The 23,393-nt window shown below is 64.7% G+C and carries 19 protein-coding genes; 12 read left to right on the top strand and 7 right to left on the bottom strand.

The annotated features are described in order from the left end of the window. Positions 1–7 precede the first annotated feature (7 nt). Entirely contained in the window at positions 8–1,138 is a 1,131-nt protein-coding gene (locus CH305_RS10235) for a PrpF domain-containing protein (protein WP_094703582.1), read from the bottom strand. A 182-nt stretch (positions 1,139–1,320) separates the two neighbouring features. Between CH305_RS10235 and CH305_RS10230 the strand changes: the two genes are divergently transcribed. Further along, positions 1,321–2,217, top strand: a complete 897-nt coding sequence (locus CH305_RS10230; RefSeq protein ID WP_094703581.1) for a LysR family transcriptional regulator — start codon at positions 1,321–1,323, stop codon at positions 2,215–2,217. Between the two features lie 10 nt (positions 2,218–2,227). Here CH305_RS10230 and CH305_RS10225 read toward each other — a convergent pair whose 3' ends face one another. Both CH305_RS10225 and CH305_RS10220 read right to left on the bottom strand, forming a co-directional pair. Continuing rightward, on the bottom strand, positions 2,228–3,364 hold the full coding sequence (locus CH305_RS10225) for a PrpF domain-containing protein (protein WP_094703636.1): 1,137 nt from the start codon (positions 3,362–3,364) through the stop codon (positions 2,228–2,230). A gap of 112 nt (positions 3,365–3,476) precedes the next feature. After that, entirely contained in the window at positions 3,477–4,868 is a 1,392-nt protein-coding gene (locus CH305_RS10220; protein ID WP_037153084.1) for an SLC13 family permease, read from the bottom strand. A gap of 136 nt (positions 4,869–5,004) precedes the next feature. Between CH305_RS10220 and CH305_RS10215 the strand changes: the two genes are divergently transcribed. After that, positions 5,005–5,940, top strand: coding sequence for a LysR family transcriptional regulator (locus CH305_RS10215; RefSeq protein WP_094703580.1), 936 nt, complete (start codon positions 5,005–5,007; stop codon positions 5,938–5,940). On the opposite strand, the gene CH305_RS10210 is transcribed toward CH305_RS10215, so the two are convergent. Continuing rightward, a complete protein-coding gene (locus CH305_RS10210; RefSeq protein ID WP_032405075.1) occupies positions 5,924–6,595 on the bottom strand; it encodes a GntR family transcriptional regulator in 672 nt (223 codons plus the stop codon). The two genes, CH305_RS10215 and CH305_RS10210, sit on opposite strands and share 17 nt — an antisense overlap. Before the next feature lie 166 nt (positions 6,596–6,761). Here CH305_RS10210 and glyA point away from each other — a divergent pair, with 166 nt between their 5' ends. From glyA to CH305_RS10170, 8 genes are read left to right on the top strand one after another with little or no spacing between them, the layout of a single operon-like run. Beyond that, entirely contained in the window at positions 6,762–8,042 is a 1,281-nt protein-coding gene (glyA, locus tag CH305_RS10205) for a serine hydroxymethyltransferase (protein ID WP_094703579.1), read from the top strand. Continuing rightward, positions 8,039–9,277 carry a sarcosine oxidase subunit beta family protein gene (locus CH305_RS10200; protein ID WP_032367894.1) on the top strand — a complete coding sequence of 413 codons (1,239 nt, stop codon included), beginning with the start codon at positions 8,039–8,041 and terminating at the stop codon, positions 9,275–9,277. Before glyA ends, CH305_RS10200 begins: the two co-directional genes overlap by 4 nt. A gap of 51 nt (positions 9,278–9,328) precedes the next feature. Continuing rightward, positions 9,329–9,607, top strand: coding sequence for a sarcosine oxidase subunit delta (locus CH305_RS10195; RefSeq protein ID WP_032377699.1), 279 nt, complete (start codon positions 9,329–9,331; stop codon positions 9,605–9,607). Further along, positions 9,604–12,447 (top strand): 2Fe-2S iron-sulfur cluster-binding protein, encoded by a 2,844-nt coding sequence (locus CH305_RS10190; RefSeq protein ID WP_094703578.1) that lies wholly within the window; start codon positions 9,604–9,606, stop codon positions 12,445–12,447. Before CH305_RS10195 ends, CH305_RS10190 begins: the two co-directional genes overlap by 4 nt. After that, positions 12,440–13,015 (top strand): sarcosine oxidase subunit gamma, encoded by a 576-nt coding sequence (locus tag CH305_RS10185; protein WP_094703577.1) that lies wholly within the window; start codon positions 12,440–12,442, stop codon positions 13,013–13,015. The genes CH305_RS10190 and CH305_RS10185 overlap by 8 nt, the downstream gene beginning before the upstream one ends. Before the next feature lie 39 nt (positions 13,016–13,054). Next, entirely contained in the window at positions 13,055–13,963 is a 909-nt protein-coding gene (folP, locus tag CH305_RS10180) for a dihydropteroate synthase (protein WP_256983657.1), read from the top strand. Further along, entirely contained in the window at positions 13,960–14,370 is a 411-nt protein-coding gene (locus CH305_RS10175; protein WP_094703576.1) for a glycine cleavage system protein H, read from the top strand. Before folP ends, CH305_RS10175 begins: the two co-directional genes overlap by 4 nt. Then, on the top strand, positions 14,367–15,749 hold the full coding sequence (locus CH305_RS10170; protein WP_094703575.1) for an L-serine ammonia-lyase: 1,383 nt from the start codon (positions 14,367–14,369) through the stop codon (positions 15,747–15,749). Before CH305_RS10175 ends, CH305_RS10170 begins: the two co-directional genes overlap by 4 nt. Positions 15,750–15,983: 234 nt before the next feature. Here the strand turns inward: CH305_RS10170 and purU are convergent, their stop codons facing one another. The 3 genes from purU to CH305_RS10155 form a co-directional block, all read right to left on the bottom strand. After that, entirely contained in the window at positions 15,984–16,832 is an 849-nt protein-coding gene (purU, locus tag CH305_RS10165; protein WP_037175562.1) for a formyltetrahydrofolate deformylase, read from the bottom strand. Between the two features lie 25 nt (positions 16,833–16,857). Continuing rightward, entirely contained in the window at positions 16,858–19,323 is a 2,466-nt protein-coding gene (locus CH305_RS10160) for an FAD-dependent oxidoreductase (protein ID WP_094703574.1), read from the bottom strand. Positions 19,324–19,500: 177 nt separating this feature from the next. After that, positions 19,501–21,012: a BCCT family transporter gene (locus tag CH305_RS10155; protein WP_052058634.1), complete on the bottom strand. Its 1,512-nt coding sequence runs from the start codon at positions 21,010–21,012 to the stop codon at positions 19,501–19,503. A gap of 495 nt (positions 21,013–21,507) precedes the next feature. On the opposite strand from CH305_RS10155, the gene CH305_RS10150 reads away from it, so the two are divergent. Further along, positions 21,508–22,593, top strand: coding sequence for an S-(hydroxymethyl)mycothiol dehydrogenase (locus CH305_RS10150; protein WP_094703573.1), 1,086 nt, complete (start codon positions 21,508–21,510; stop codon positions 22,591–22,593). After that, positions 22,590–23,222, top strand: coding sequence for an MBL fold metallo-hydrolase (locus CH305_RS10145; protein ID WP_094703572.1), 633 nt, complete (start codon positions 22,590–22,592; stop codon positions 23,220–23,222). Before CH305_RS10150 ends, CH305_RS10145 begins: the two co-directional genes overlap by 4 nt. Positions 23,223–23,393: the final 171 nt, after the last annotated feature.

The following is a 23,393-nucleotide window of genomic DNA, read 5'->3' as shown; positions in this document are numbered from 1 at the left end:
GGTCGAGCTATCTGATCGAAAGTGCCTTCGCAGCAACGGAAACGAACAATTCTGCCGTCGCGATCCGTCGTGCAGCGCGGTGCAGGGTCACGCTGGTGAGGTTGCCGTCCGCAGCGATGTCGACATCGACGGCCAACACACCTGCCGGCGTCCCCAGCCGTAGGGTCGAGCTGGCGGCACCGCGGATGACCCGATCCACCACACCGCCGCGCACCGTTGCGGCGGCGGCCACCGCCACCGCCGACGTCAGGCCGATCGACGGATGCGGTGCCATCATCGAGAGCATGCGCACGCAGACGTCGTATTCACCGGCCGAGACGAGTGTTCCGTCTTCGAGGCGGTAGTCCACCGGCGGCGCGATGATGCCGACCTTCGGCACCGCGTGCGTGATCGGATCCTGCGGGCGCGACAGCCCCATGAGCAGTGCTGCACTGCGGCGCAATTCGACCAGTCGCGGAACACGTTCCGTCAGCTCGGCAGCGGTCTCGGCCCCGGTCATACCGAGGTCGGATGCATCGAACAATGCAGCGGGAGCGCCGGCGACCACCATCGTGCCGCGGTGCTGCGACCCATGTAGCTCCACGGTGTCCTCCACTGACCCGGTGGGGAGCAATCGAGTGCGATCGGCACCGAGGTCGATGAACGTCAGTCCGACCGGAACGCCGAGAGCCGACGTTCCGGCAACCTGAGCCGACCCTTCGGACGGAACGACGCCGCCCGGGGTATCGATCTCGGTGAGCACCACCGCACCGGTATTGCGATTACGCAGCCGCACGACGGTGGTGATCGGATCGATCGCCACCAGGCCTTGTTGGAGTGCGTACAGGCCGATCGCGGTGGCACAGTTACCACAGTTGCTTCCCCACTCCACCTTTCGATCACCGATGGCGACCTGAGCGAAGAGGTAGTCCACGTCGATTCCGTCCTCGGAGGACCTGCTGACGATGGCCGCCTTCGAGGTGGTCGAGCTGCCGCCACCGACGCCGTCGAGCTGGCGGGGGTCGCCGGATCCGAAGGCGGAGACCAGAATCTCGTCGAGAGATCCTGCTTGTTCGATCAGTGGCTCGACGTCGACGGAGCTGAAGAGCCAGCACTTGCTGGTCCCGCCCCTCATCCACGTGCCACGCAGTGAATACATCCTCGGATACCTTCCGGTCGTTACTCTCGAAAACGTTCTTGGAGTTGAACATTCGAGGAGCCAGTGCGGTCATGTGACGCAGCTCTCGTGCGGTCGCTGTACATAGCCTGCATCACACAGCCGTCGAGTACAATTACGAAAAAGTCGAGATCCCTTAACTTTCACTTAAAGGTGGTTCGATCATGTTCGACACCCGACGCCTGCTGCTCCTGGTCGAGGTGGTGCGCACCGGATCTATCACCGGGGCAGCAACTCGGTTGAGCTTCACCACATCTGCGGTGTCGCAGCAATTGAGCAAGCTCGAGCTCGAAGCCGGCCAACCCTTGCTGGAACGGCATGCTCGCGGGGTGCGCCTGACCGAGGCAGGCGAAGTCCTGGTCCGGCACGCCGAGCGCATCGAAACTCAATTGCTCGCTGCGCGTAACGAACTCGAAGATCTGTCCGGCCTACGCGCAGGTACTTTGAGAATCGGCACGTTCCCGACGGCCGGTGCCAGCCTGCTACCACCGGTGGTGAAGCTGTTCAAGTCGCGCCATCCGGCAGTCGCACTGACAGTGCGCAGCTCGCGATTCGCCGGGCTGCGGGGAATGCTCGACACCCGCGAGGTGGAGCTGTCCCTGCTCTGGGATTACGAGTGGGCCAGAATCACCGACTCGGATCTGACGGTGCACCAGCTCATCGTCGACCCACCGATGCTGGTTGTCTCAGTCAATCATCATCTGGCCGAACGTGATTCGGTGGACATGACGGAGCTCGAACACGAGCAGTGGATCACCCGGGAAGACACTCATCCGGTCGGCGCTGCGCTCGAGCGAGCGTGCCACGCTGCGGGTTTCTCCCCCACCGTCTCGTTCGCCGCGAACGACTACCAGGAGGCGCAGGCAATGGTGGCAGTGGATCTGGGCGTCTCGTTCGCACCGCGCATGGCGCTGTCGAACATACGAGACGATGTGCGATTGGTCCCGTTGACGGGCGCACCATCACGTCGAATACTGCTGGCGCACTTGGCAGAACAGAAGCTCTCGCCGAGCGCGACCGTACTACTGAGAATTTTCCAGGACGTCGCCGCTCGGTTCTGAGGCCACGAACTCAAGCGGAGTGTGCACCGACCAGAGCGGGCATCGGCACCACGAAGAGGTCTGCGGTTGCGATACGTCGGACTGCGCGATGAAGTGTGACCGCGTGCAGCAATCCGTCGTGGTCCACGGTGTAGTCGACGTCGAGCACCCCGGCCGCCGTTCCGATGCGGAGTGATCCGGGCCAACCGATGCGGGCGTTGGTGGTGACCACACCGCCCTCGACCGTGGCGGCCGCCGCCACTGCCACCGCCGAGGTCAGTCCGATCGCCGGGTGCGGTGCCATCATCGACAGCATGCGTACCGAAATGTCGTAGTCGGCGGCGGCAACATGCTCACCCGTGGTGGTCACGTAGTCTCGCGGCGGGCCCACGATCCCGACCTTCGGAATGGCATGCGAGACAGGTTGTTCGGGCTTGCTCAACCCCATCCGCAGAGCTGCCTGCCGGCGTAGCGCGATGAGGGTGGGGACGTGCGAGGCGACGACATCGTTGGTCTCCGACGCGGTCAGCCCGAAATCGGCGGCATCGAACAGTGCGGCGGGCGCACCCGCCCGAACGAACGTTCCTCGAAAGCCTCTGTCGCCGAGAGTGACTCGATCGATCTCTGCACCGGTGGGGAGCATCGTCACTCGGTCCGAGGCCGGATCGGTGAAGGTCAATCCCACCGGGACACCGAGAGCGGTGGTTCCGGGGACGGACGCGTCGCCCTCCGCAGGAATGCGTCCGCCGGGAGTTGCGATCTCCGCCGCCAGAATCGCGCCGGTGTTCTCGTTACGCATCCGCACCACGGTGACGTGGTCGTCGACGGCGACGAGACCGGTCTGCACGGCGTAGAGACCGATCGCGGTCGCGCAGTTTCCGCAGTTGCTGCCCCACTCCACGGTGCGGTTCTCGATGGCGACCTGAGCGAACAGGTAGTCGACATCGATACCGGGTGCGCCCGAGCGTCGCACGATGGCTGCCTTGGAGGTGGTGGAGCTGCCGCCCCCGACCCCGTCGAGCTGCCGCGGGTCGCCGGAACCGAAGGCTGCGGTCAGGATGTTGTCGAGACCGCCGGCGTCGGCGATGTACGGGTCGATGTCGACCGCGTTGAACAGCCAGCACTTGCTGGTGCCTCCACGCATCCACGTTCCACGAAGAGTGAACATCTGGTGTGCCTTCCGATCAGGATCCGATGCTTCCACCCTGCGACAGAGGATGTTCAAGCACAATTACGAAATATGTTCATGTCGTGCAGCAGCGCTTAACGCATGTGCTCGGTCAGAACAGGGCAGGAACGACGACCAGGATCAACCAGCACAGGGCGGGCGCGACGGCCACGACGACTCCCGCATTGAGCAGCAGCTGACGGTAGAAGCGCGGGCGCTCGATGTTCTGTGCGTTGGCCAGCACGAGCGCACCGTTGGTCGAGAACGGCGAGACGTCGACGACGGTGGCCGAGATGGCGAGGGCAGCGACGACGCCGACGACCGGCAGTGCACCGGTACCCAGCAGCGGCATGGCCAGCGGGATGACGGCGGCCAGCAGCGCAGTGGAGGACGCGAACGCCGAAGTGATGCCGATGACGTAGCAGAGCACGATGGCCACGATGATCGGCGCGCCGATGGTGATCGCCATTTCGGCGAGATGATCGATGGTGCCGACTTCCTGCAGGATCGAGATGTAGGTGACCATGCCTGCAACCAGCAGAACCGTCGACCAGCTGATGTCTGCGATGGCTTCGTTCTGCTTCTTCAGATCCGTGAACGCCAGGACTGCTCCGGCTCCTATGGCGATGAAGCTGATCGGCAGGTGCAGGACGAGAACGAGCACCAGGAGAGCGCCGATGAGGAACAGCGTGAGCTTCTGTACGAACGTGACCGGGGCCGGCGCGTCGACCAGCGTGGTTGTTTTCGGACGAGTGAGCACCGCAGTGCTGCCGCCCGCTGAGCTGCCGCCGCCGGTACCGCCGCCGGTGGGGACGGACGTCTTGACCGGTGATCCGCCCACCGGGCCACTGCCGGGCGCGGGGTCGGTGGAGCCGGTTGCGGTGTACTCGAAGCCCTTCATGCGGGCCAGTGCTGCGTAGCCGACGACCGTCAAGACCGAGAGCAGCAGGTTGATGCCGTAGCTGGCGAAGAACAGCGTCCACGGGCTGAGCGCGAGGCCGTTGTTCTCGACGATGTCACGAACCAGAACGCCGGAAACGGAAATCGGGGAGAACGCTCCTGCGTGGGCACCGTTGATCACCATGATGCCCATGACCAGCGGGCTCATGCCGGTTCGCGCTGCGAACGCCATGGCTGCAGGCACGATCAATGCGACCGCGGCGGGGCTGAAGGTGCCCAGCGCCGTCAAGACCGAAGCGACGAAGAAGAACACCCACGGAACTACTGTCACTCGGCCGTGTACCGCTCGGATGCAGCTGTTCACCAGCAGATCGATGGTGCCGTTACGTTTGGCCATACCGAAGAAGTAGGTGACGCCGACGATGGTCAACACTATCGAGCTGGGGAACTCGTTCAGGATTTCCTTGTCGTCGAATCCCAGTGCGAAGTACCCGACAACAAAGGCACCGATGAAGCCCAGGATGCCGATGTTGATCGGAAAGAAGGTTGCGATCACGAACATCGCAACCAGTGCGATGAGCGGGAGGATCTCGATGGAAGTCATGGGCGTCTTTCAGGTGGTGGTAAGTGCTCGGTTACATCCGCACTCGAACGTTGTCCCTGTCACATTATTGACGCCTGGCTTTTAGGACAATATCGTTTTGCTACCTAGTCGTTTAGCTGAGCTGAAAGATATCCGCATGAACCACACGTTCGACGTCGTGACGTTGTTCCTTCTGCTGGACATCGCCGAGGCCGGCTCGCTGACCGCAGGTGCCGAGCGGGCGAACATGACCCCATCCGCGGCGTCTCAGCGCATCAGCAAACTCGAACACGGCATCAAGCAGCCGGTACTGACCCGCCTGCCACGCGGTGTGCAGCTCACCGAAGCCGGCGAGATTCTCACCAGCCGCGCCCGACTGTTCAGACGGGAGATGCGGGCAGCGAGCGGTGACCTCGAAGCAATCCGGGGGCTCGAACGCGGTTCTGTCCGGCTCGGCTCGTTTCCCACCGTCAGTGCGTCGCTGCTCTCCGACGCGTTGAAGGACTATCACTCGCGATGGCCCGATGTCGACGTTCGGGTTCGTTCGGCGGTGCGCCCACAGTTGCTCGACATGCTGCATTCGAGCGAAATCGACTTGGCGCTGCTGTGGAGCTACGCCTGGACGGAGGAGGCCGAACGATCGCTGTCACTCGAGCCACTGATGGAAGACCAGACCGTGCTGCTGCTACCGATCGACGACGATCGACTGGAGCACGACGTCTCGCTGCACGATCTCGAAAGCGCGCGGTGGATCATCCGCAGCAACGACCACCCCGCTGCCGAAGTTCTCTATCGCAGTTGTCGCGTAGCAGGATTCGAGCCCGACGTCGTGTACGAGGCCCACGACTACCAGGAGATCGAGGCCATGGTGGCCGCAGGCGTCGGCATCGCGATGGTTCCTCGTTTGTCGGTGGTGCATCACCGACCCGACGTGACCGCGGTCGCCTTCCCGGAATCGGACCGGGTTCCCACCCGCGTCATCTATATCGCGTCACTCGCTCGGCGTCAGTACACCCCGGCGATGTACGCGATCTCGACCGCATTGAGAGGTGCGGCCGAGCGTATTTCGGCTGCTACTACAGCAGTTCCCTGATGGCGTTCTCGAACCCGGTGACGTGTTCGAGGGTCAGTTCCGCTGCGGTGTCGGCGTCGCCGTCGATGATGGCCTGCAGCAGCACGACGTGTTCACGAACATGGCCGGCGACGTTCGGCAGTCGGTCGAGAAACAGGCACCAGATGCGGGTGGCATGTGCGTCGAGGCTGACCAGAATGTCTTCGAGGTGGGGATTTCCCGACGCCCGATAGATTTCCCGATGCACTGCAACATCTTTGCGCAGCACCTCACGTGAGTCGTCGGTGTCGTCGATGCTCGCAATGGAGGCCGCGAGTTCCGCCAGCCGGTCTCGTGCTGCCCGGGTGGCCGTCCGCGCCGCACGCGCCGAGGCCGCGGGCTCGAGCTGCTTGCGAATCTCCGAGATGTTGGCCAGGTCGGTCATGTCGACGGCAGTCGCGAAGGTTCCACGACGGGGGTACGCAACAACGAGCCGCTCCCGCTCGAGTCGTTTGAGACCCTCACGAATCGGCGTTCGACCCAGTCCCAATTGCTCGGCCAGGCGATCGTCGTTGATGGGTTCACCCGGACGAATTTCCAGCATGATCAGCTGCTCACGCACTATTTCGTACGCTCGATCGGCGTTGGTACCGACGGACTGCGCTGCATCGATCACCGGTGGAATTCCGATTGTCATCTTCTCTGCTCACTCCCGGTCGATGCCCCGCCCTTGACGGCTCTGCTTTGTGATCTTACTCTATTGGCATCTTGATATATCAGTTCCAGATCATTGATCTTCCAGAAGGGCGGCCATCTTGACGCAGGACTTCGCACCGACGGCGACGGCACCGCACCCGAGGGGCGTGACGAACCGCGTACTCGCCGATCTCGATCCCGAGGTGCACCGCGCGATCAGTGCCGAGCTCGGCCGTCAGCAGAACACGCTCGAGATGATCGCCAGCGAGAACTTCGCGCCGCTGGCCGTGATGCAGGCACAAGGTTCGGTTCTGACGAACAAGTACGCCGAGGGTTACCCCGGCAGGCGTTACTACGGTGGTTGCGAAAATGTCGACGTCATCGAGCAACTCGCCATCGACCGACTCAACGCCTTGTTCGGATCGACGTTCGCCAACGTTCAGCCGCACTCCGGAGCCCAGGCCAACGCCGCTGCGATGGCAGCACTCCTGCAGCCGGGCGATTCGATTCTCGGTCTCGCACTCGCCCACGGCGGACACCTCACGCACGGCATGAAGCTGAACTTCTCGGGCAAGCTCTACGACGTATCGGCCTACCACGTCCGCGAACACGACCATCTCGTCGACATGGAAGAGGTCGAGCGCCTCGCCCACGAGCACCGCCCCAAGCTGATCATGGCCGGGTGGTCCGCCTACCCGCGTCACCTCGACTTCGCCGAATTCCGCCGTATCGCAGACGACGTCGGCGCATACCTGATGGTGGACATGGCGCACTTCGCCGGCCTGGTCGCCGCCGGCCTGCACCCGTCACCCGTACCGCACGCCCACGTGGTCACCTCGACGACGCACAAGACACTCGGCGGCCCACGCGGTGGCGTGATCATCACCAACGATGCCGCTCTGGCGAAGAAGTTCAACTCGTCGGTCTTCCCCGGCCAGCAGGGCGGACCGCTAGAGCATGTCATCGCAGCCAAGGCGGTGTCCTTCAAGCTCGCTGCCGAAGAGGACTTTCGGGAACGACAGCAGCGCACCCTCGACGGTGCGAAGATCCTGGCCGATCGACTGCTGACCGACGACGCAGCGGCCGCAGGCATCGACGTGGTCTCGGGCGGCACCGACGTCCATCTCGTTCTCGTGGATCTGCGCACGTCCGAACTGGACGGCAAGCAGGCCGAGGACAGGCTGCATCACGTGGGAATCACCGTGAACCGCAACGCAGTTCCGTTCGATCCACGGCCGCCCATGGTGAGCTCAGGCGTCCGCATCGGCACCCCGGCCCTCGCGACCCGCGGCCTGGACGCCACCGCGTTCGCCGAGGTAGCCGACGTCATTGCCCACGCATTGCGTCCCGACACCGACGACCGCGGACTCGATGCACTGCGAATCCGGGTCGAATCCGTCGCCGCGCAGTTCCCCCTCTACCCCGACCTGACGGAAGGCTACCGATGACCGCCCCCGCAACCCCACCGGGCGCACATCTGCCCGATCACCCGGACTTCCTGTGGCGCAACCCCGAGCCGAAGAAGTCGTACGACGTCGTGATCATCGGCGGCGGCGGACACGGCCTGGCCACCGCGCACTACCTGGCCAAGAACCACGGCATCACCAATGTGGCTGTGCTGGAGAAGGGATGGCTCGCCGGCGGAAACATGGCGCGCAACACCACCCTGATCCGGTCGAACTACCTGTGGGACGAGAGCGCCCGCATCTACGAGCATTCCCTGAAGCTGTGGGAGGGGCTCGCCGACGACCTCGACTACCCCATCCTGTTCAGCCAGCGCGGCGTCCTCAACCTCGCGCACAGCCTGCAGGACGTGCGTGACAGCGTGCGACGCGTCGAGGCCAACCGGCTCAACGGCATCGACGCTCAGTGGGTCGACCCCGACGAGGTCAAGAAGCTGTGCCCGATCGTCAACATCTCCAGCGACATTCGCTACCCGGTACTCGGTGCGACGTACCAGCCGCGCGCCGGCATCGCCAAGCACGACTACGTCGCCTGGGGATTTGCCCGACGCGCCGACGCGGCCGGTATCGACATCATTCAGAACTGCGAAGTCACCGGTTTCACCACCGACGGCAACCGCGTCACCGGGGTGAAGACCACGCGCGGCGACATCGCCACCGGCCAGGTCGCTCTGTGCGCGGCCGGGCACACCTCCACTCTGACGGACATGCTCGGCATCAAGACTCCGCTGCAGAGCCATCCGCTGCAGGCCCTCGTCTCGGAGTTGCTCGAGCCCGTACATCCCACGGTGGTCATGTCGAATGCCGTGCACGTGTACGTCTCTCAGGCGCACAAGGGCGAACTGGTGATGGGCGCAGGCGTTGACTCCTACAACGGCTACGGCCAGCGCGGCGCGTTCCACATCATCGAACGGCAGATGGCAGCTGCGGTCGAGTTGTTCCCCGTCTTCGCTCGCGCACATCTGCTGCGCACCTGGGCCGGCATCGTCGACGTCTGCCCCGACGCCTCCCCCATCGTCGGGCGCACGCCGTTCGACAACGTGTTCCTCAATTGCGGTTGGGGTACAGGCGGATTCAAGGCCACCCCCGGTGCCGGTTGGTGCCTGGCCGACACCATTGCCAACGACGAGGTGCACGAGTACATCGCACCGTTCAGTCTGGACCGATTCGTCACCGGCGCGCTGGTGGACGAGCACGGTGCCGCAGGCGTGGCTCACTAGTTTCTCCGCCCCGACACACGCAGCACCCGAACGAGAAATCTTGGAGTGGCAATGCAATTGATCGAATGCCCGTGGTGCGGGAGTCGAGAAGAAACCGAGTTCCACTACGGCGGCCAGGCACACATCGCCTATCCCGAGGAGCCCTCGGCTCTCACCGACGAACAGTGGGCGCACTTCGTGTTCTTCCGCGACAACCCCAAGGGGCTCTTCGCAGAACGGTGGAGTCACAGCGCGGGCTGCAGGCGTTGGTTCAACGCAGTACGAGACACCGCCACCTACCGCATCCACAGTGTCTATCGCCTCGACGACCCGAAGCCGGTGAACCCATGACCGCATTCCGCACCGCATCCGGCGGCCGCATCGACCGCACGAGCACCTTCGACTTCACGTTCGGCGGTTCTGCTCTGCAGGGACATCCCGGCGACACGCTGGCATCTGCGTTGCTCGCCAACGGCATTCATCAGGTGACCACCAGCATCAAGCTCGGCAGGCCCCGTGGATTCACCGCCGCATGGGCCGAGGACACCGGCGGACTCGTACAGATCGAGGAGCCGTTCCCCGAGCCCATGCTGCTCGCCACCACGATCGAGCTGTACGACGGTCTGGTCGCCCGCGGCATCCCCGGGCAGGGGCGTCTCGCCGAGATCTCCGACTCCGCCAAGTACGACGCCATGCACGCCCACGCCGATCTGTTGGTCGTCGGCGCAGGCCCGGCCGGTCTGACGGCCGCCCTGATCGCTGCCCGCAGCGGCGCTCGGGTGATCGTCGTCGACGATCAGAGCGAGTTCGGCGGTTCCCTGCTCGGCTCCGACGACGTCATGGACGGCCGGCCCGCTCTGGACTGGGTAGCCGACGCACTGACCGAGTTGTCGACCTTCCCCGACGTGACACTGCTGCGCCGCACCACCGCGTTCGGTTCCTACGACGACGGCTTCGTCCTCGCGCTCGAGCGCCGCACCGATCACCTGGGATTGGATGCGCCTGCAGCACTGAGCCGTCAGCGCGTCTGGCGCATTCGATCGCGTCACGTCCTGGTGGCCACCGGTGCCCACGAACGTCCGGTCGTCTTCACCGACAACGACCGCCCCGGAATCATGCTGGCGCACAGCGCACGGACGTTCCTGCATCGCTACGGCGTCACAGTGGGCACCGACGCCGTGGTCTTCACCACCAACGACAGTGCGTACAAGGCAGCCGTCGATCTGCACGACGCAGGGGTCCGCATCACGAGCATCGTCGATGCCCGCGCCGCGGCACCCGAGTACTGGATCGGTCTGTGCCGCGAACGCGGCATCGAGGTGCGCACCGGGAGCGTCGTGTCCGGCACCCGCGGCGACACCCGCGTCACCCATGCACTGGTGACCGGGGCCGACGGTTCCACCGAAGCTCTCGGCTGCGACGTACTGCTCGTCAGCGGTGGTTGGAACCCCGCGGTGCACCTGTTCAGCCAGGCTCGCGGAAAGTTGCGCTACGACGGTGAACTCGGCGCATTCGTGCCTGCGGACGACGTCGAGGGCATCAGTGTCGCCGGGTCGGCATCGGGGGTCTTCGATCTGGCCGGATGTCTACGTGACGGCGGCTCGGCTGCGGCAGGCGCGCTGACCCGTCTCGGCTTCGATGCTCCCGAAACCTCTCTTCCTGTGGTCGATTCCGTGCCCAGCAGCGAGTCTCTGGTGCTGTGGCGGGTGCGCGACGACGCAGGTGCCGACAGCCAGTTCGTCGACGTCCAGCGCGACGCGACGGTGGCCGATCTGGTCCGCGCCGTCGGTGCGGGCATGTCGTCGATGGAACACATCAAGCGCTACACGACGATCGGTACCGCGCACGATCAGGGCAAGACCTCCGGTGTGGTGTCCTCGGGCATCGTGGCGGAACTGCTCGACAAGCCGGTGGAGAACCTGGGCACCACCACGTTCCGACCCCCGTACACCCCGGTGGCGTTCGCGGCATTGGCCGGGCGTAATCGCGGCATGGCATTCGACCCGGAACGGGTTACTGCAGTACATGATTGGCACGTCGAACGCGGTGCCGTCTTCGAGGACGTCGGGCAGTGGAAGCGGCCCCGCTACTACCCACTTCCCGGTGAGGAGATGCACGACGCCGTGCTCCGCGAGTGTGCGGCCGTGCGTTCGGGCGTCGGCATGCTCGACGGTTCGACTCTCGGCAAGATCGACGTGCAGGGCCCCGATGCGGGTGTGGTGCTGGACATGTTCTACACGAACATGATGAGCACGTTGAAGGTCGGCATGGTGCGGTACGGCGTGATGTGCGGTGCCGACGGCATGGTGATCGACGACGGCACCGTGATGCGTCTGGCGGACGACCGGTTCCAGGTGTTCACCACCACCGGCGGCGCAGCAGGGATGCTCGACTGGATGGAGGAGTGGCTGCAGACCGAGTGGCCGCACCTGGCGGTTCGGCTGACGTCGGTGACCGAGCAGTGGGCCACGTTCCCCGTCGTCGGACCGCGATCTCGCGATCTCGTCGGCGAGATCTTTCCCGAACTCGACGTGTCCAACGAGGCGTTCCCGTTCATGGCCTGGCGAGATGCCTCGATCGACGGGGTACCGGTACGCGTGGCACGCATCAGCTTCTCCGGTGAACTGGCCTTCGAGGTGAACATCGATTCCTGGCACGCGCACGCACTGTGGTCGCGGCTGATCGACGCGGGCGAGAAGTACCACATCACCCCGTACGGCACCGAGACCATGCACGTGCTGCGCGCCGAGAAGGGCTACCCGATCGTCGGCCAGGACACCGACGGCACCGTCACCCCGCAGGACCTCGGCATGAGCTGGGCGGTGTCGAAGAAGAAGCTCGACTTCATCGGAAAGCGGTCGTTCGACCGCGCCGAGAACCGAAACCCGTTGCGCAAGCAGTTCGTCGGCCTCCTGCCGGTCGACCGGGAGACCGTCCTCCCGGAGGGCTCGCAGATCATCGAGCATTCCGACAGCGGCGTCCTACCCGAACTTCCGGTGCCGATGCTCGGCCACGTCACGTCCAGTTACGCCAGCGCAGAATTGGGCCGCCCGTTCGGGTTGGCCCTGCTCGAGGCCGGACGTGACCGACTCGGCGACATCCTGCACGTCCCGGTGGGCGACACCCTGATCGCCGTGGAAGTCACCGGCTCCGTACTCGTCGATCCGGAAGGTAACCGCCGTGATGGCTGACCGACTCGCCACCAGAAGCCCACTCGCACAGACAGTCCTGCCGGACTCGCCTGCTGTCCGCATCGTGGAGGAACCGTTCCTCGCCGGGATCGACCTGTGGGTCGACCCGAGCGGACCGGGCGGGGCCGCTGCCTCGGCCGAGCTCGGCACCCAACTCCCGGGCCCCGGCCGCGTCGCCGAAGGAACGAACACCACCGCCATCTGGCTCGGTCCCGAGGAGTGGCTGGTGATCGGAGCCGGCATCGACCCGGTCGACCTGGAACACCGTCTCGGTTCGGCCGTTCGCGCGCACCGGGGCGCGGCAACCGACGTGTCCGCTCAGCGAACCAGTCTGCGGCTGAGCGGTTCTCGGGCCCGCGATGTCTTGGCGAAGGGATGCTCGATAGATCTGCATCCCGGCATTTTCCCGGCGGGATCGACGGTCCAGACGATGCTGGCGATGGCAGGCATGATCCTGATTGCCTGTGACGACACGGGAACGGACTACCGCATCCTCGTGCGCTCGTCGTTCGCACGCTATCTCGCAACCTGGTTGATCGACGCGGCCGAGGAATACACCGACGTCTGATCGACCCGTTGGACTCGCGCGAGAGAAAAGGTGACCGCAGTGCTCACGACCGTCTCCACAGCAACACGGGCAGCCGATGCCCGCGATCGACTGCTGACTCGACTGACCACCTCACATCCCGTGGTCTGTGGGATCGTCAACGTGACCCCGGATTCGTTCTCCGATGGAGGTCTGTTTCTGGACTCGGATCGTGCTGTGGCACATGCACTGTCGATGGTCGACGACGGAGCCGAGTTGCTCGACATCGGCGGTGAATCGACCCGGCCCGGGGCTACCCCGCCTACTGTCGAGGAGGAGATCGCCCGAGTCGTCCCGGTGATCGACGCATTGTCCAGACGTACGTCGACACCGCTGTCGGTCGATACCTCACGCCCCGAGGTCATGCGGGAAGCGGTGCGCGCCGGGGCGAGCGTCATCAACGACGTTCGTGCCCTTCGCCTTCCGGGTGCACTCGATGCAGCAGCCGAGCTGGGCGCCGCCGTGTGCCTGACGCATATGCAGGGCGAGCCGTCGACGATGCAACATTCCCCTCGCTACGGCGACGTCACCGCGGAGGTGTGCGAGTTTCTCGAAGACCGGGCTGCCGAATGCATCCGGGCCGGGATACCGCCGTACCGCATTCTGGTAGATCCCGGGTTCGGATTCGGCAAGACCCTCGAGCACAATCTGCAGCTGCTCCAGGGCCTTCGGGCGCTCACCGCGTCCGGCAGGCCGATCATGGCGGGTGTGTCCCGAAAGGGAATGATCGGTGCCATCACCGGCAGAGAGGTCGACGACCGGCTCGCCGGATCACTCACCGCCGCGATCATTGCGGCCCAGCACGGGGCGTCACTCCTCAGGGTTCACGACGTCGCCGCCACCATCGACGCACTGGCCGTGATGCGGGCACTGCGTTCACTCGACTCGATTCCAGGTCAATCCACGAAGAATGCCGAGGCCACCTCATGACTGCAGCCCTCTCCTCTGCCCGCCGACTCTTCAGCACCGAACACAGCTGGATGGCCGTCGACCCGTTCGGCTCACCTGCTCAGACCCCCAGTCGAGTGGGCGTGACGCCGACGGCATTGGGCGGCGCGGCCGACATTCTCGGTGTCGACCTGCCGACGGTACGTACGGTGCTCACCGCAGGCGATGCGTGCGGCACCATCCGCACGTCCACTGGGACGGTCACGGTGTTCGCCCCGGCGAGCGGCATGGTCACGATCGTCAATCCCGCTGTGCACGAGGACCCGTCGATCGTGGCCGCAGACCCGCTCGGTGCCGGCTGGCTGTTCGCCGTCCTGACCCCCGCTGCCTCGTCGTTCGACGATCTCACCACGCGCGAGCCGACCGACGCAGCTCGGGTGGGCTCATGACGATCAGCGTGTTCGACCTCTTTTCCGTCGGGGTCGGACCCTCGAGTTCGCACACGGTCGGTCCAATGCGTGCGGCTGCTCGGTTCGTCGACGACCTGCGCACCATGTCTGCCTTCGAAGACGTCCGTGAGGTGGCCGTGGACCTGTACGGTTCGCTGGCCGCGACCGGAGCGGGACACGGCACCATGACCGCAGTGCTGCTCGGCTTGGAAGGGCTTCTGCCCGAAACCATTTCCACCGAGGTGATGGAACAGCGGCAAGCGTCGATGGCGGCCACCGGGCGCATTCTGTTCGGCGGTACCCGCGAGATCGACCTCGCGGTGGACGACATCGTGCTGCGCCCGCTGACAGTCTTGCCGTTCCACCCCAACGGAATGAAACTGACTGCGCGCGCCTCGGATTCGACCGAACTGCACACCGAGACCTACTTCTCGGTGGGTGGCGGCTTCGTGGTGACCGAGGCCGAAAGCGTCGAGGCCGTCGCGCCACTCGCCTCCGCGAACGGGTTCGCGTCGGCCAAGGAACTGCTCCAGATCTGCGAACGGCGACGCTGCAGCATCAGCGACGTCATGACCGAGGTCGAGCTCGAACGCCGCACGCTCGACGCGATACGAGATGGGCTGCTGCACATCCGGGACGTCATGGTCGAGTGCGAGGTTCGCGGCATCTCCCGCGACGGCTATCTCCCGGGCGCGCTGCAAGTGCGGCGCCGAGCCAGGGACTGGTTCCTGCGACTCGACGCCGAGGATCCGAACCGTTCGAGCGAATTCGCCGAGGACTGGGTCAATCTCGTCGCGCTCGCGGTCAACGAGGAGAACGCGTCGGGCGGGCGAATCGTGACAGCCCCCACCAACGGCGCGGCCGGCATCATCCCGGCCGTGCTGCACTACGCCACTCGCTACACCGCCAACGGGGTCGCCGATCCCGATGGCAGCACAGTGCGCTTTCTGCTCACCGCAGGCGCGATCGGGTCGCTGTACAAGGAGATGGCGTCGATCTCCGGTGCCGAAGTGGGCTGCCAGGGTGAGGTGGGTTCGGCTGCGTCGATGGCCGCAGCCGGCCTGGCCGAGGTACTGGGCGGCACACCCGAACAGGTGGAGAACGCCGCCGAGATCGCCATGGAACACAGCCTCGGTCTCACGTGCGACCCCATCGGCGGGCTGGTTCAGATTCCCTGCATCGAGCGCAACGCCATCTCGGCGGGTAAGGCGATCAACGCGGCTCGAATGGCATTGCGTGGTAACGGCACTCATCGCGTCAGCCTGGATCAGGTGATCGAGACCATGCGCTCCACCGGGGCAGACATGCACTCGAAGTACAAGGAGACCTCCAGCGGTGGACTCGCGATCAACGTGCCGGTCAACTTCGTGGAGTGCTAGAGCGTGGAGTGCTAGAGCGTGGAGTGCTAGAGCGTGGAGTGCTAGAGCGTGGAGTGCTAGAGCGTGGAGTGCTAGACCCCGGGGACCTCACACCCCTTTTCGAGGGTGCGCGCCGATTCTCTACAGAGGGAACCAGCGCGCACTCGGCAGAAAGGGTGTGAGGTTCACGCGCCACCGCACCAGATGACCGAGGGGCCCGTACCGATTCGGTACGGGCCCCTTGTGTGTGGTGGCTCAGCTGAAGATGACCGTCCGGTGTCCGTGCAGCAGAACGCGATTCTCGCAGTGCCAGCGCACCGCTCGCGAGAGTGCGAGAGCCTCGGCATCCTGTCCGACGGTGGCCAAACGAGACGGGTCGTGAGTGTGGTCGATGCGAATGACCTGTTGCTCGATGATCGGGCCCTCGTCGAGATCGGGGGTGACGTAGTGCGCCGTCGCACCGACCTGCTTGACGCCCCGGTCGAAGGCCTGGTGGTAGGGCTTCGCGCCCTTGAAGCCGGGCAGGAAGGAGTGGTGGATGTTGATTGCCTTGCCGTGCAACGCTCGACACGTCTCATCGGAAAGCACCTGCATGTACCGGGCCAGCACCACCAGGTCCACCTCGTACTCGGCGACGAGGTCCAGCAGACGCTGCTCGGCCTCGGCCTTGGTACCCGGGGTGACGGGGACGTGGACGAACGGCAGCCCGGCGGCCTCCGCCATCGGCCGTAGCACCTCGTGATTGCTGACCACGGCCACCAGTTCGCCACCGAGATTCTGTGAACGCCAACGGAAGATGAGGTCGTTGAGGCAGTGCCCCATCTTGGAGACCATGACGAGCACGCGCGGCTGACTGCAGCCGTTGAAGGTGTACATCATCGCGAATCGATCGGCCACCTCCCGGAAACTCTCGGTCAGCTTCTCGATGTCGGTGGTGCGGCTGGCCACGAACGACGTGCGAAGGAAGAACGAGCCGTCCGTCGAGTCGTCGAACTGTTGGTGCTCGGCGATGTCGCAGTCGTTGTCGAAGAGGAACGCACTGACGGCCCGGACGATGCCCGGCCGCTGTCCACAGCTGAGCGTGAGAGTGAAGTTCTCGGTCATCGAATCTCCTGGTACTGGTGGGTCGTCAGCTGCGGATCTTGGCCATCTCGGGGTCGACGAGGGGCTCGGCCACGACGGTGGCGGACACGAGCCGATCGAAGTATCGAATCTGTACTGCTGCACCGGGTTCTGCGCTCCGTGCCGGCACCCAGGCGTAAGCGATCGGCGCGCCGACGGTATGCCCGAACGAAGCGCTGGTGACGTAACCGGCGGGTTCGCCGTCCACCAGGACGGGCTCGTGGCCGAGCACCACCGACGTGCCGTCGTCGATCTTCAGGCAGACCAACTTCTTCGAGACGGTGTCGTCGGACATTTCGAGGACGGCATCGCGGCCGCGGAATTCGCCCTTCTGCGGACGTACCGCGAAGCCGAGGCCGGCCTCGTAGGGGTTGTGTTCGGTGGTCATGTCGGAGCCCCACGACCGGTAGCCCTTCTCCATGCGCAGACTGTTGAACGCAGCGCGGCCGCCGGCGATGATCCCGAACTCGGAACCGGCCTGCCACAACATGTCCCACAGCCGCTGGCCGTAGTCGGCAGTGGTGTACAGCTCCCATCCGAGCTCGCCCACGTACGACAGCCGCATCGCGGTGACGGGCACTCCCCCGATTCGAACCTGCTTGCAGCGGAAGTACTTGAAGTTCTCGTTGGAGAAGTCGTCCTGGGTCAGCTTCTCGACCACGTCGCGGGCGTGCGGACCCCACAGACCGATGCAGCAGGTGGAGCCGGTGATGTCGTCGACGGTGACGCTGCCGTCGCTCGGCGCTTCGCGGCGCAGGTAGTCGTAGTCGAGATTGCCGTTGGCGCCGACCTGGAATTCGTCCGCCGACAGCCGCGCAACGGTGAGATCGCTTCGCACGCCGCCCTTCTCATCGAGAGCGAGGGTGTAGGTGACGGCCCCGACGGTCTTGTCCATCTTGCCGGACGTCAGTCCTTCCAACAATGCCAGCGCACCGGGGCCACGCACGCGCAGCCGCTTGAGCGGGGTCATGTCGTACATGGCGACGGACGTACGGGTCTTCCAGGCCTCGGCTGCGGCGATGGGCGAATGGAACATCGATGCCCACTCGTCGCGCTTCGGCGGCTGCCACTCGGCCGGAAGCTGCTGCACCAGATCGGCATTGGCCTCGTACCAGTGCGGGCGTTCCCACCCGCCGCCTTCGAGGAACACCGCACCGAGTTGGTGCTGCCGCGCATTGAAGGGGCTGACCCGAACATCACGCGGGGACAACCGCGGCTGCGCGGGATGGAGGACGTCGTAGATCTCGACGAAGTTCTGCTGCGAGGTCTCGCTGACGTACGCGGGATCGAGTTGGAAGTCCTCGAAGCGGTTGACGTCGCATCCGTGCAATTCCACCTCGGAGCGTCCGTCGACCAGCAACTGCGCGATGGCCCTGCCGACTCCGGCCGAGTGCGTGACCCACACGGCCTCGGCGATCCAGAAGCCCTTGACGTCCGGGGACTCACCGAGCAACGGTCCGCCGTCCGGCGTGAACGAGAAGACTCCGTTGAAGCCGTGGTCGATCTTGGCAGTCTCGAGGCACGGCAACAGCAGTTTGGACTGCTCCCACGACGGCGCGAAATCCTCCTGCGTGAAGTCGAGCATGGACGGCATGGCCTCGTCGGACACACCGTCTCCGCCCGGCAGGGTCTTGGTGTCGACGGGCATCGGGCGGTGCGCGTAGCTGCCGATGCCGAGGCGATCGACGTGCTCGCGGAAGTACAGGTCCTGATCCTGGTGACGCAGGATGGGCATGCCCGCCTCGGCGGCTTCGGTGTTGCGTCCCACCAGTTCCGGGATCTGGTCGGTCTTGGCGTACTGGTGCGCCAGCGGCAGCAGCGGCACCTTCATGCCGACAAGTTCGCCCACATCGGGTCCCCAGAAGCCGGCGCACGACACCACGATGTCGGCTTCGATGACGCCGTTGTCCGTTGCCACACCGGTGACTCGGCCACCCGTCTGTTCGATGCCGATGACCTTGGTGGAACCGCGGAACACTGCTCCGCGCGATTCTGCGCGTCGGGTCAGTGCCACGACGGCGCGGGACGCCTTGGCTAGACCGTCCGTCTCGACGTACAGACCGCCGAGGACACGCGAACGATCCAGCAGCGGGTGCAGTTTGGCGCATTCGGACGGGTCGATGACCGATCCTTCGATTCCCCAGGACGTGGCCCAACCCTGCTTGCGGTGCAGGTCGGCCAGTCGCTCCTCGGTGGTCGCCACTTCGAGGCCACCGAGCTGGTTGAAGCACCACTGCCCGTCCACCTCGAGGCCCATGAACTTCTCGACCGTGTACCGGGCGAGTTCGGTCATCGTCTTGGATGCGTTGGTCTGGAACACCAGTCCCGGTGCGTGCGAGGTGGATCCACCCGTGAGAGGGAGCGGCCCCTGATCGAGCACGGTGATGCGATCCCAACCGCGCGCGGTGAGCTCGTCGGCCACGTTGGTACCGACGATGCCGGCGCCGATGATGACAACTCTCGGTGAACCCATGGTGGTCCTTCCGTATCGGGGTGGAGAGATGGAGCTCGGCCGGGACGATCGACGGCCTGCACGACAACTAACCATAGATTGATATATCAAGAGTATGGGCAGGGATGGTTGCGGTCAACCCCCGAAATACCGATGGTGCGGGACGCGTGTGTACGCGTCCCGCACCGACGGCTCACTTCACTTGTCGGACTTTACTTTCGGCGGAGCCTTGGGGCTCTTGACGATGAACGGGTCGTTCGTGACGTCCTTGTACAGCGAGACACACGTACCGATCATCACCAGCACGAACGGTGCCGCCACGATGATGGTCATCGTCTGCAACCCGTTGAGGGCGTCCGATCCTCCCGTCCACAGCATCAGGATCGCAATGCCGCCGGTGACCACACCCCAGAAGGCGACGACCCCGCGGGACGGATCCAGGGTGCCTCGTTGCGACAGGGTGCCCATCACGATCGAGGCGGCATCGGCCCCACTGACGAAGAAAATGCCGACCAACACCATCACCAGCACGGACGAGATGCCTGCCAACGGGAAGTGGTCGAGAACCGCGAACAGCTGCGATTCCGGCTTACCGAGGGCCACCAGGTCTTCGGTCCCCTTCTGCTGCTCGCCGATTGCCGCTCCACCGAAGATCGAGAACCAGACCAAGCTCACCGACGTCGGGATGAGAATGACGCCGATGACGAACTGGCGGATGGTGCGGCCACGACTGATGCGAGCGAGGAACATTCCGACGAAGGGGGTCCACGAGATCCACCATGCCCAGTAGAAGATCGTCCAGGACGAGAGCCAGGACTCGGTCTCGGGACCACCGGATGCAGCCGAACGCGCCGACATGCCGGCGATGTGCGCGGCGTAGTCACCGAGGGTGGTGGGCAGCAGGTTCAGAATCAACACCGTCGGTCCGAGGACGAACACGAACAGCGCCAGCACGAGGGCCAGCACCATGTTGATGTTGGAGAGCCACTGAATTCCCTTGGAGATCCCCGACACTGCCGAGGCCACGAACGCAAGCGTCAGGATGGCGACGACGGCCACGAGCAGAAGAGTCCCTGCTTGGTTGACCCAGCCGAGAACCTCGATACCCGAACCGATCTGGAGTGCACCGAGACCGAGCGACGCCGCGGTGCCGAACATGGTGGCGAAGATCGCCAGAATGTCGATGACCTTGCCGATGGGGCCCTCGGCATGACGACCGATCAGCGGGATGAACGAGGAACTGATGAGCTGCTTGCGGTCCATTCGGTAGGTGCCGTAGGCGATGGACAATCCGACCACGGCGTACATCGACCACGGATGCAATCCCCAATGGAAGATGGCCGTCGACAGTGCCGTTCCCACAGTCGAATCGGTGATTCCGGGCGGCGGGGTGACGAAGTGAGTGAGCGGCTCGGCCACTCCCCAGAAGATCAAGCCGATTCCCATGCCGGCGCTGAACATCATCGCGATCCAGCTGACAGTGTTGAATTCGGGCTTCTCGCCGTCTTTGCCGAGCGGAATCTTTCCGTATCGGCTGAGCGCGAGCCACAGCGCGAAGATCACGAACCCGGTGGCCGAGAAGATGAACAGCCAGCCGACGTTCGTCACCACCCAGTCCAGTACGGACGCGTTGACGGACTTCATGCTCTCGGTGCCGAGGATGCCCCACGTCAGAATCGCGATGACGATGGCGGCGGTGATACCGAACACCACCTTGTCGGTGCGCGGTTTGCCCTCCTCTCCGTGGTGATAGACCTCGAGGGGGCCGTACTGATGAGGGGCATGTTCTTCGGGTGACGCGACCCGAGTCTTGTCGCCCCGGGGTTTGCTGTTCGTTGTCACATCGTTCTCCCTCCGGCTCTCGCCGAATAGGTATGTCGCCCGTGCACGCAGCGTGGATGGTCGGATAGATGCGCGACGCGTTGCTCTCTGCGCAACTTCGATTTGCTTGACCTCGAACAAGACTGAGCCGACCCGAGGGCTATGTCAAGAGATGGCACGGCGCATCGATGCATTCGACACGCTAATTCTTTACCGAACATGGGCTCTTACCTGCGAACACTCAAGTGAACGCGCGACACCCGAACCGAATTCGATACTCGCATTTAACATTCGATACTGTCCGGTAACTGATATATTAACTTGATTCCAACACCTGTAGCGACGTCGAACGCCGCTGCTCAACTACTCCCAGGAGCATCCACCATGCCGCAGCAGGTCCGCGCCGTCGTCGCCAAGAGCAAGGGCGCACCCGTCTCGATCGAGACGATCACCATCCCTGATCCCGGCCCCAACGAGGTCGTCGTGAAGATCCAGGCCTGCGGGGTCTGCCACACCGACCTGCATTACCGCGAAGGTGGCATCAACGACGAATTCCCGTTTCTGCTCGGACACGAAGCCGCCGGCATCGTCGAGACCGTCGGCGACCGCGTCGAGCACGTCGAGGTCGGCGACTTCGTCGTCCTGAACTGGCGCGCGGTGTGTGGGGAATGCCGGGCCTGCAAACGCGGCACCCCGTGGTACTGCTTCGACACCCACAACGCCGCGCAGAAGATGACCCTCGACGACGGCACCGAGCTGACTCCCGCCTTGGGGATCGGTGCGTTCGCCGAGAAGACCCTCGTCCACGAAGGACAGTGCACCAAGGTCGCTGCCGACGCCGATCCTGCGGTCGTCGGGCTGCTCGGCTGCGGGGTGATGGCCGGGCTGGGGGCGGCGATGAACACCGGCAACGTCTCGCGCGGTGATTCGGTGGCCGTGATCGGCTGCGGCGGTGTCGGTGATGCCGCGATCTCCGGAGCGCGTCTGGCGGGGGCGTCGACGATCATCGCGGTCGACCGTGACAAGGGAAAACTGGACTGGGCCCTCGAACTCGGGGCCACCCATACCGTCGACTCCTCGGTTCTCGACGCGGTCGAGGCCATCCAAGAGTTGACCGGGGGTTTCGGTGCCGATGTGGTCATCGACGCGGTCGGTCGCCCCGAGACGTGGAAGCAAGCGTTCTACGCGCGTGATCTGGCCGGCACCGTCGTGCTCGTCGGGGTGCCGACCCCGGAGATGACCCTCGAGATGCCGTTGATCGACTTCTTCTCCCGCGGCGGCTCGCTGAAGTCGTCCTGGTACGGCGACTGCCTACCCGAACGCGACTTCCCGCAGTTGGTGGATCTGTATCAGCAGGGCCGGTTGCCGCTCGAGAAGTTCGTGTCCGAGCGGATCGGCATCGAGGACGTCGAGGCCGCGTTCGACAAGATGCATCAGGGCACCGTGCTGCGGTCGGTCGTGGTCCTGTGAGCGGGACGTTTCGTGTCCAGAACGTCGTCACGTCAGGAACGTTCAGCCTCGACGGCGGCACCTGGGATGTCGAGAACAACATCTGGCTGATCGGCGACGACGACGAGGTGGTGATCGTCGACGCCGCCCACACCGCTGCACCGATCGTCGACGCCGTCGCCGGCCGCACGGTCAAAGCCGTCATCTGCACGCACGGACACAACGACCACGTCACCGTCGCACCCGAGCTCGCCGACTCCCTGGATGCGCCGATTCTGCTGCATCCCGCCGACGACATGCTGTGGCAGCAGACGCACCCGGACGTCGGGCACTCGCTTCTCGAGGACGGTCAGCGCGTCACCGTCGCGGGAACCGACATCGTGGCGCTGCACACCCCGGGGCATTCACCTGGATCGACGTGCCTGTATCTGCCCGAAGCGGGGGAATTGTTCAGCGGCGACACCTTGTTCTCCGGCGGTCCGGGAGCCACCGGACGATCGTTCTCGGACTTCCCGACCATCATCGGGTCGATCCGCGACCGATTGTTCGCGCTGCCCGCCGACACCCGAGTCAACACCGGACACGGAGACGGAACCCGCATCGGCGACGAAGCTCCACACCTCGAGGAATGGATCGCCCGCGGCAGCTGAGTGCGCTGATATATCAAAGTCGGCAGTTCCTACTCATTGGTAGTGCAGACTCGGCGCTGCGCACAGCCCTGACGGCCACTGTGCGCACCGCCGGGCCGGTGCCACCTCGCACCGGACGAACAGGTCCTTGCACGCGCTAACCACGTGTTCAGCTGGCAGAACGTGCGGTTT

The sequence above is a fragment of the Rhodococcus sp. 15-649-2-2 genome, assembly GCF_002258645.1.
Classification (GTDB): Bacteria; Actinomycetota; Actinomycetes; order Mycobacteriales; family Mycobacteriaceae; genus Rhodococcoides.
This window is presented reverse-complemented; position numbering and strand designations above follow the sequence as displayed.

Bases quoted from the DNA above. Each gene is read 5' to 3' on its own strand.
- CH305_RS10235 (WP_094703582.1), bottom strand. From the start codon at position 1,138: ATGTATTCACTGCGTGGCACGTGGATGAGGGGCGGGACCAGCAAGTGC.
- CH305_RS10230 (WP_094703581.1), top strand. From the start codon at position 1,321: ATGTTCGACACCCGACGCCTGCTGCTCCTGGTCGAGGTGGTGCGCACC.
- CH305_RS10225 (WP_094703636.1), bottom strand. From the start codon at position 3,364: ATGTTCACTCTTCGTGGAACGTGGATGCGTGGAGGCACCAGCAAGTGC.
- CH305_RS10220 (WP_037153084.1), bottom strand. From the start codon at position 4,868: ATGACTTCCATCGAGATCCTCCCGCTCATCGCACTGGTTGCGATGTTC.
- CH305_RS10215 (WP_094703580.1), top strand. From the start codon at position 5,005: ATGAACCACACGTTCGACGTCGTGACGTTGTTCCTTCTGCTGGACATC.
- CH305_RS10210 (WP_032405075.1), bottom strand. From the start codon at position 6,595: ATGACAATCGGAATTCCACCGGTGATCGATGCAGCGCAGTCCGTCGGT.
- CH305_RS10200 (WP_032367894.1), top strand. From the start codon at position 8,039: ATGACCGCCCCCGCAACCCCACCGGGCGCACATCTGCCCGATCACCCG.
- CH305_RS10195 (WP_032377699.1), top strand. From the start codon at position 9,329: ATGCAATTGATCGAATGCCCGTGGTGCGGGAGTCGAGAAGAAACCGAG.
- CH305_RS10190 (WP_094703578.1), top strand. From the start codon at position 9,604: ATGACCGCATTCCGCACCGCATCCGGCGGCCGCATCGACCGCACGAGC.
- CH305_RS10185 (WP_094703577.1), top strand. From the start codon at position 12,440: ATGGCTGACCGACTCGCCACCAGAAGCCCACTCGCACAGACAGTCCTG.
- CH305_RS10175 (WP_094703576.1), top strand. From the start codon at position 13,960: ATGACTGCAGCCCTCTCCTCTGCCCGCCGACTCTTCAGCACCGAACAC.
- CH305_RS10170 (WP_094703575.1), top strand. From the start codon at position 14,367: ATGACGATCAGCGTGTTCGACCTCTTTTCCGTCGGGGTCGGACCCTCG.
- purU (WP_037175562.1), bottom strand. From the start codon at position 16,832: ATGACCGAGAACTTCACTCTCACGCTCAGCTGTGGACAGCGGCCGGGC.
- CH305_RS10160 (WP_094703574.1), bottom strand. From the start codon at position 19,323: ATGGGTTCACCGAGAGTTGTCATCATCGGCGCCGGCATCGTCGGTACC.
- CH305_RS10150 (WP_094703573.1), top strand. From the start codon at position 21,508: ATGCCGCAGCAGGTCCGCGCCGTCGTCGCCAAGAGCAAGGGCGCACCC.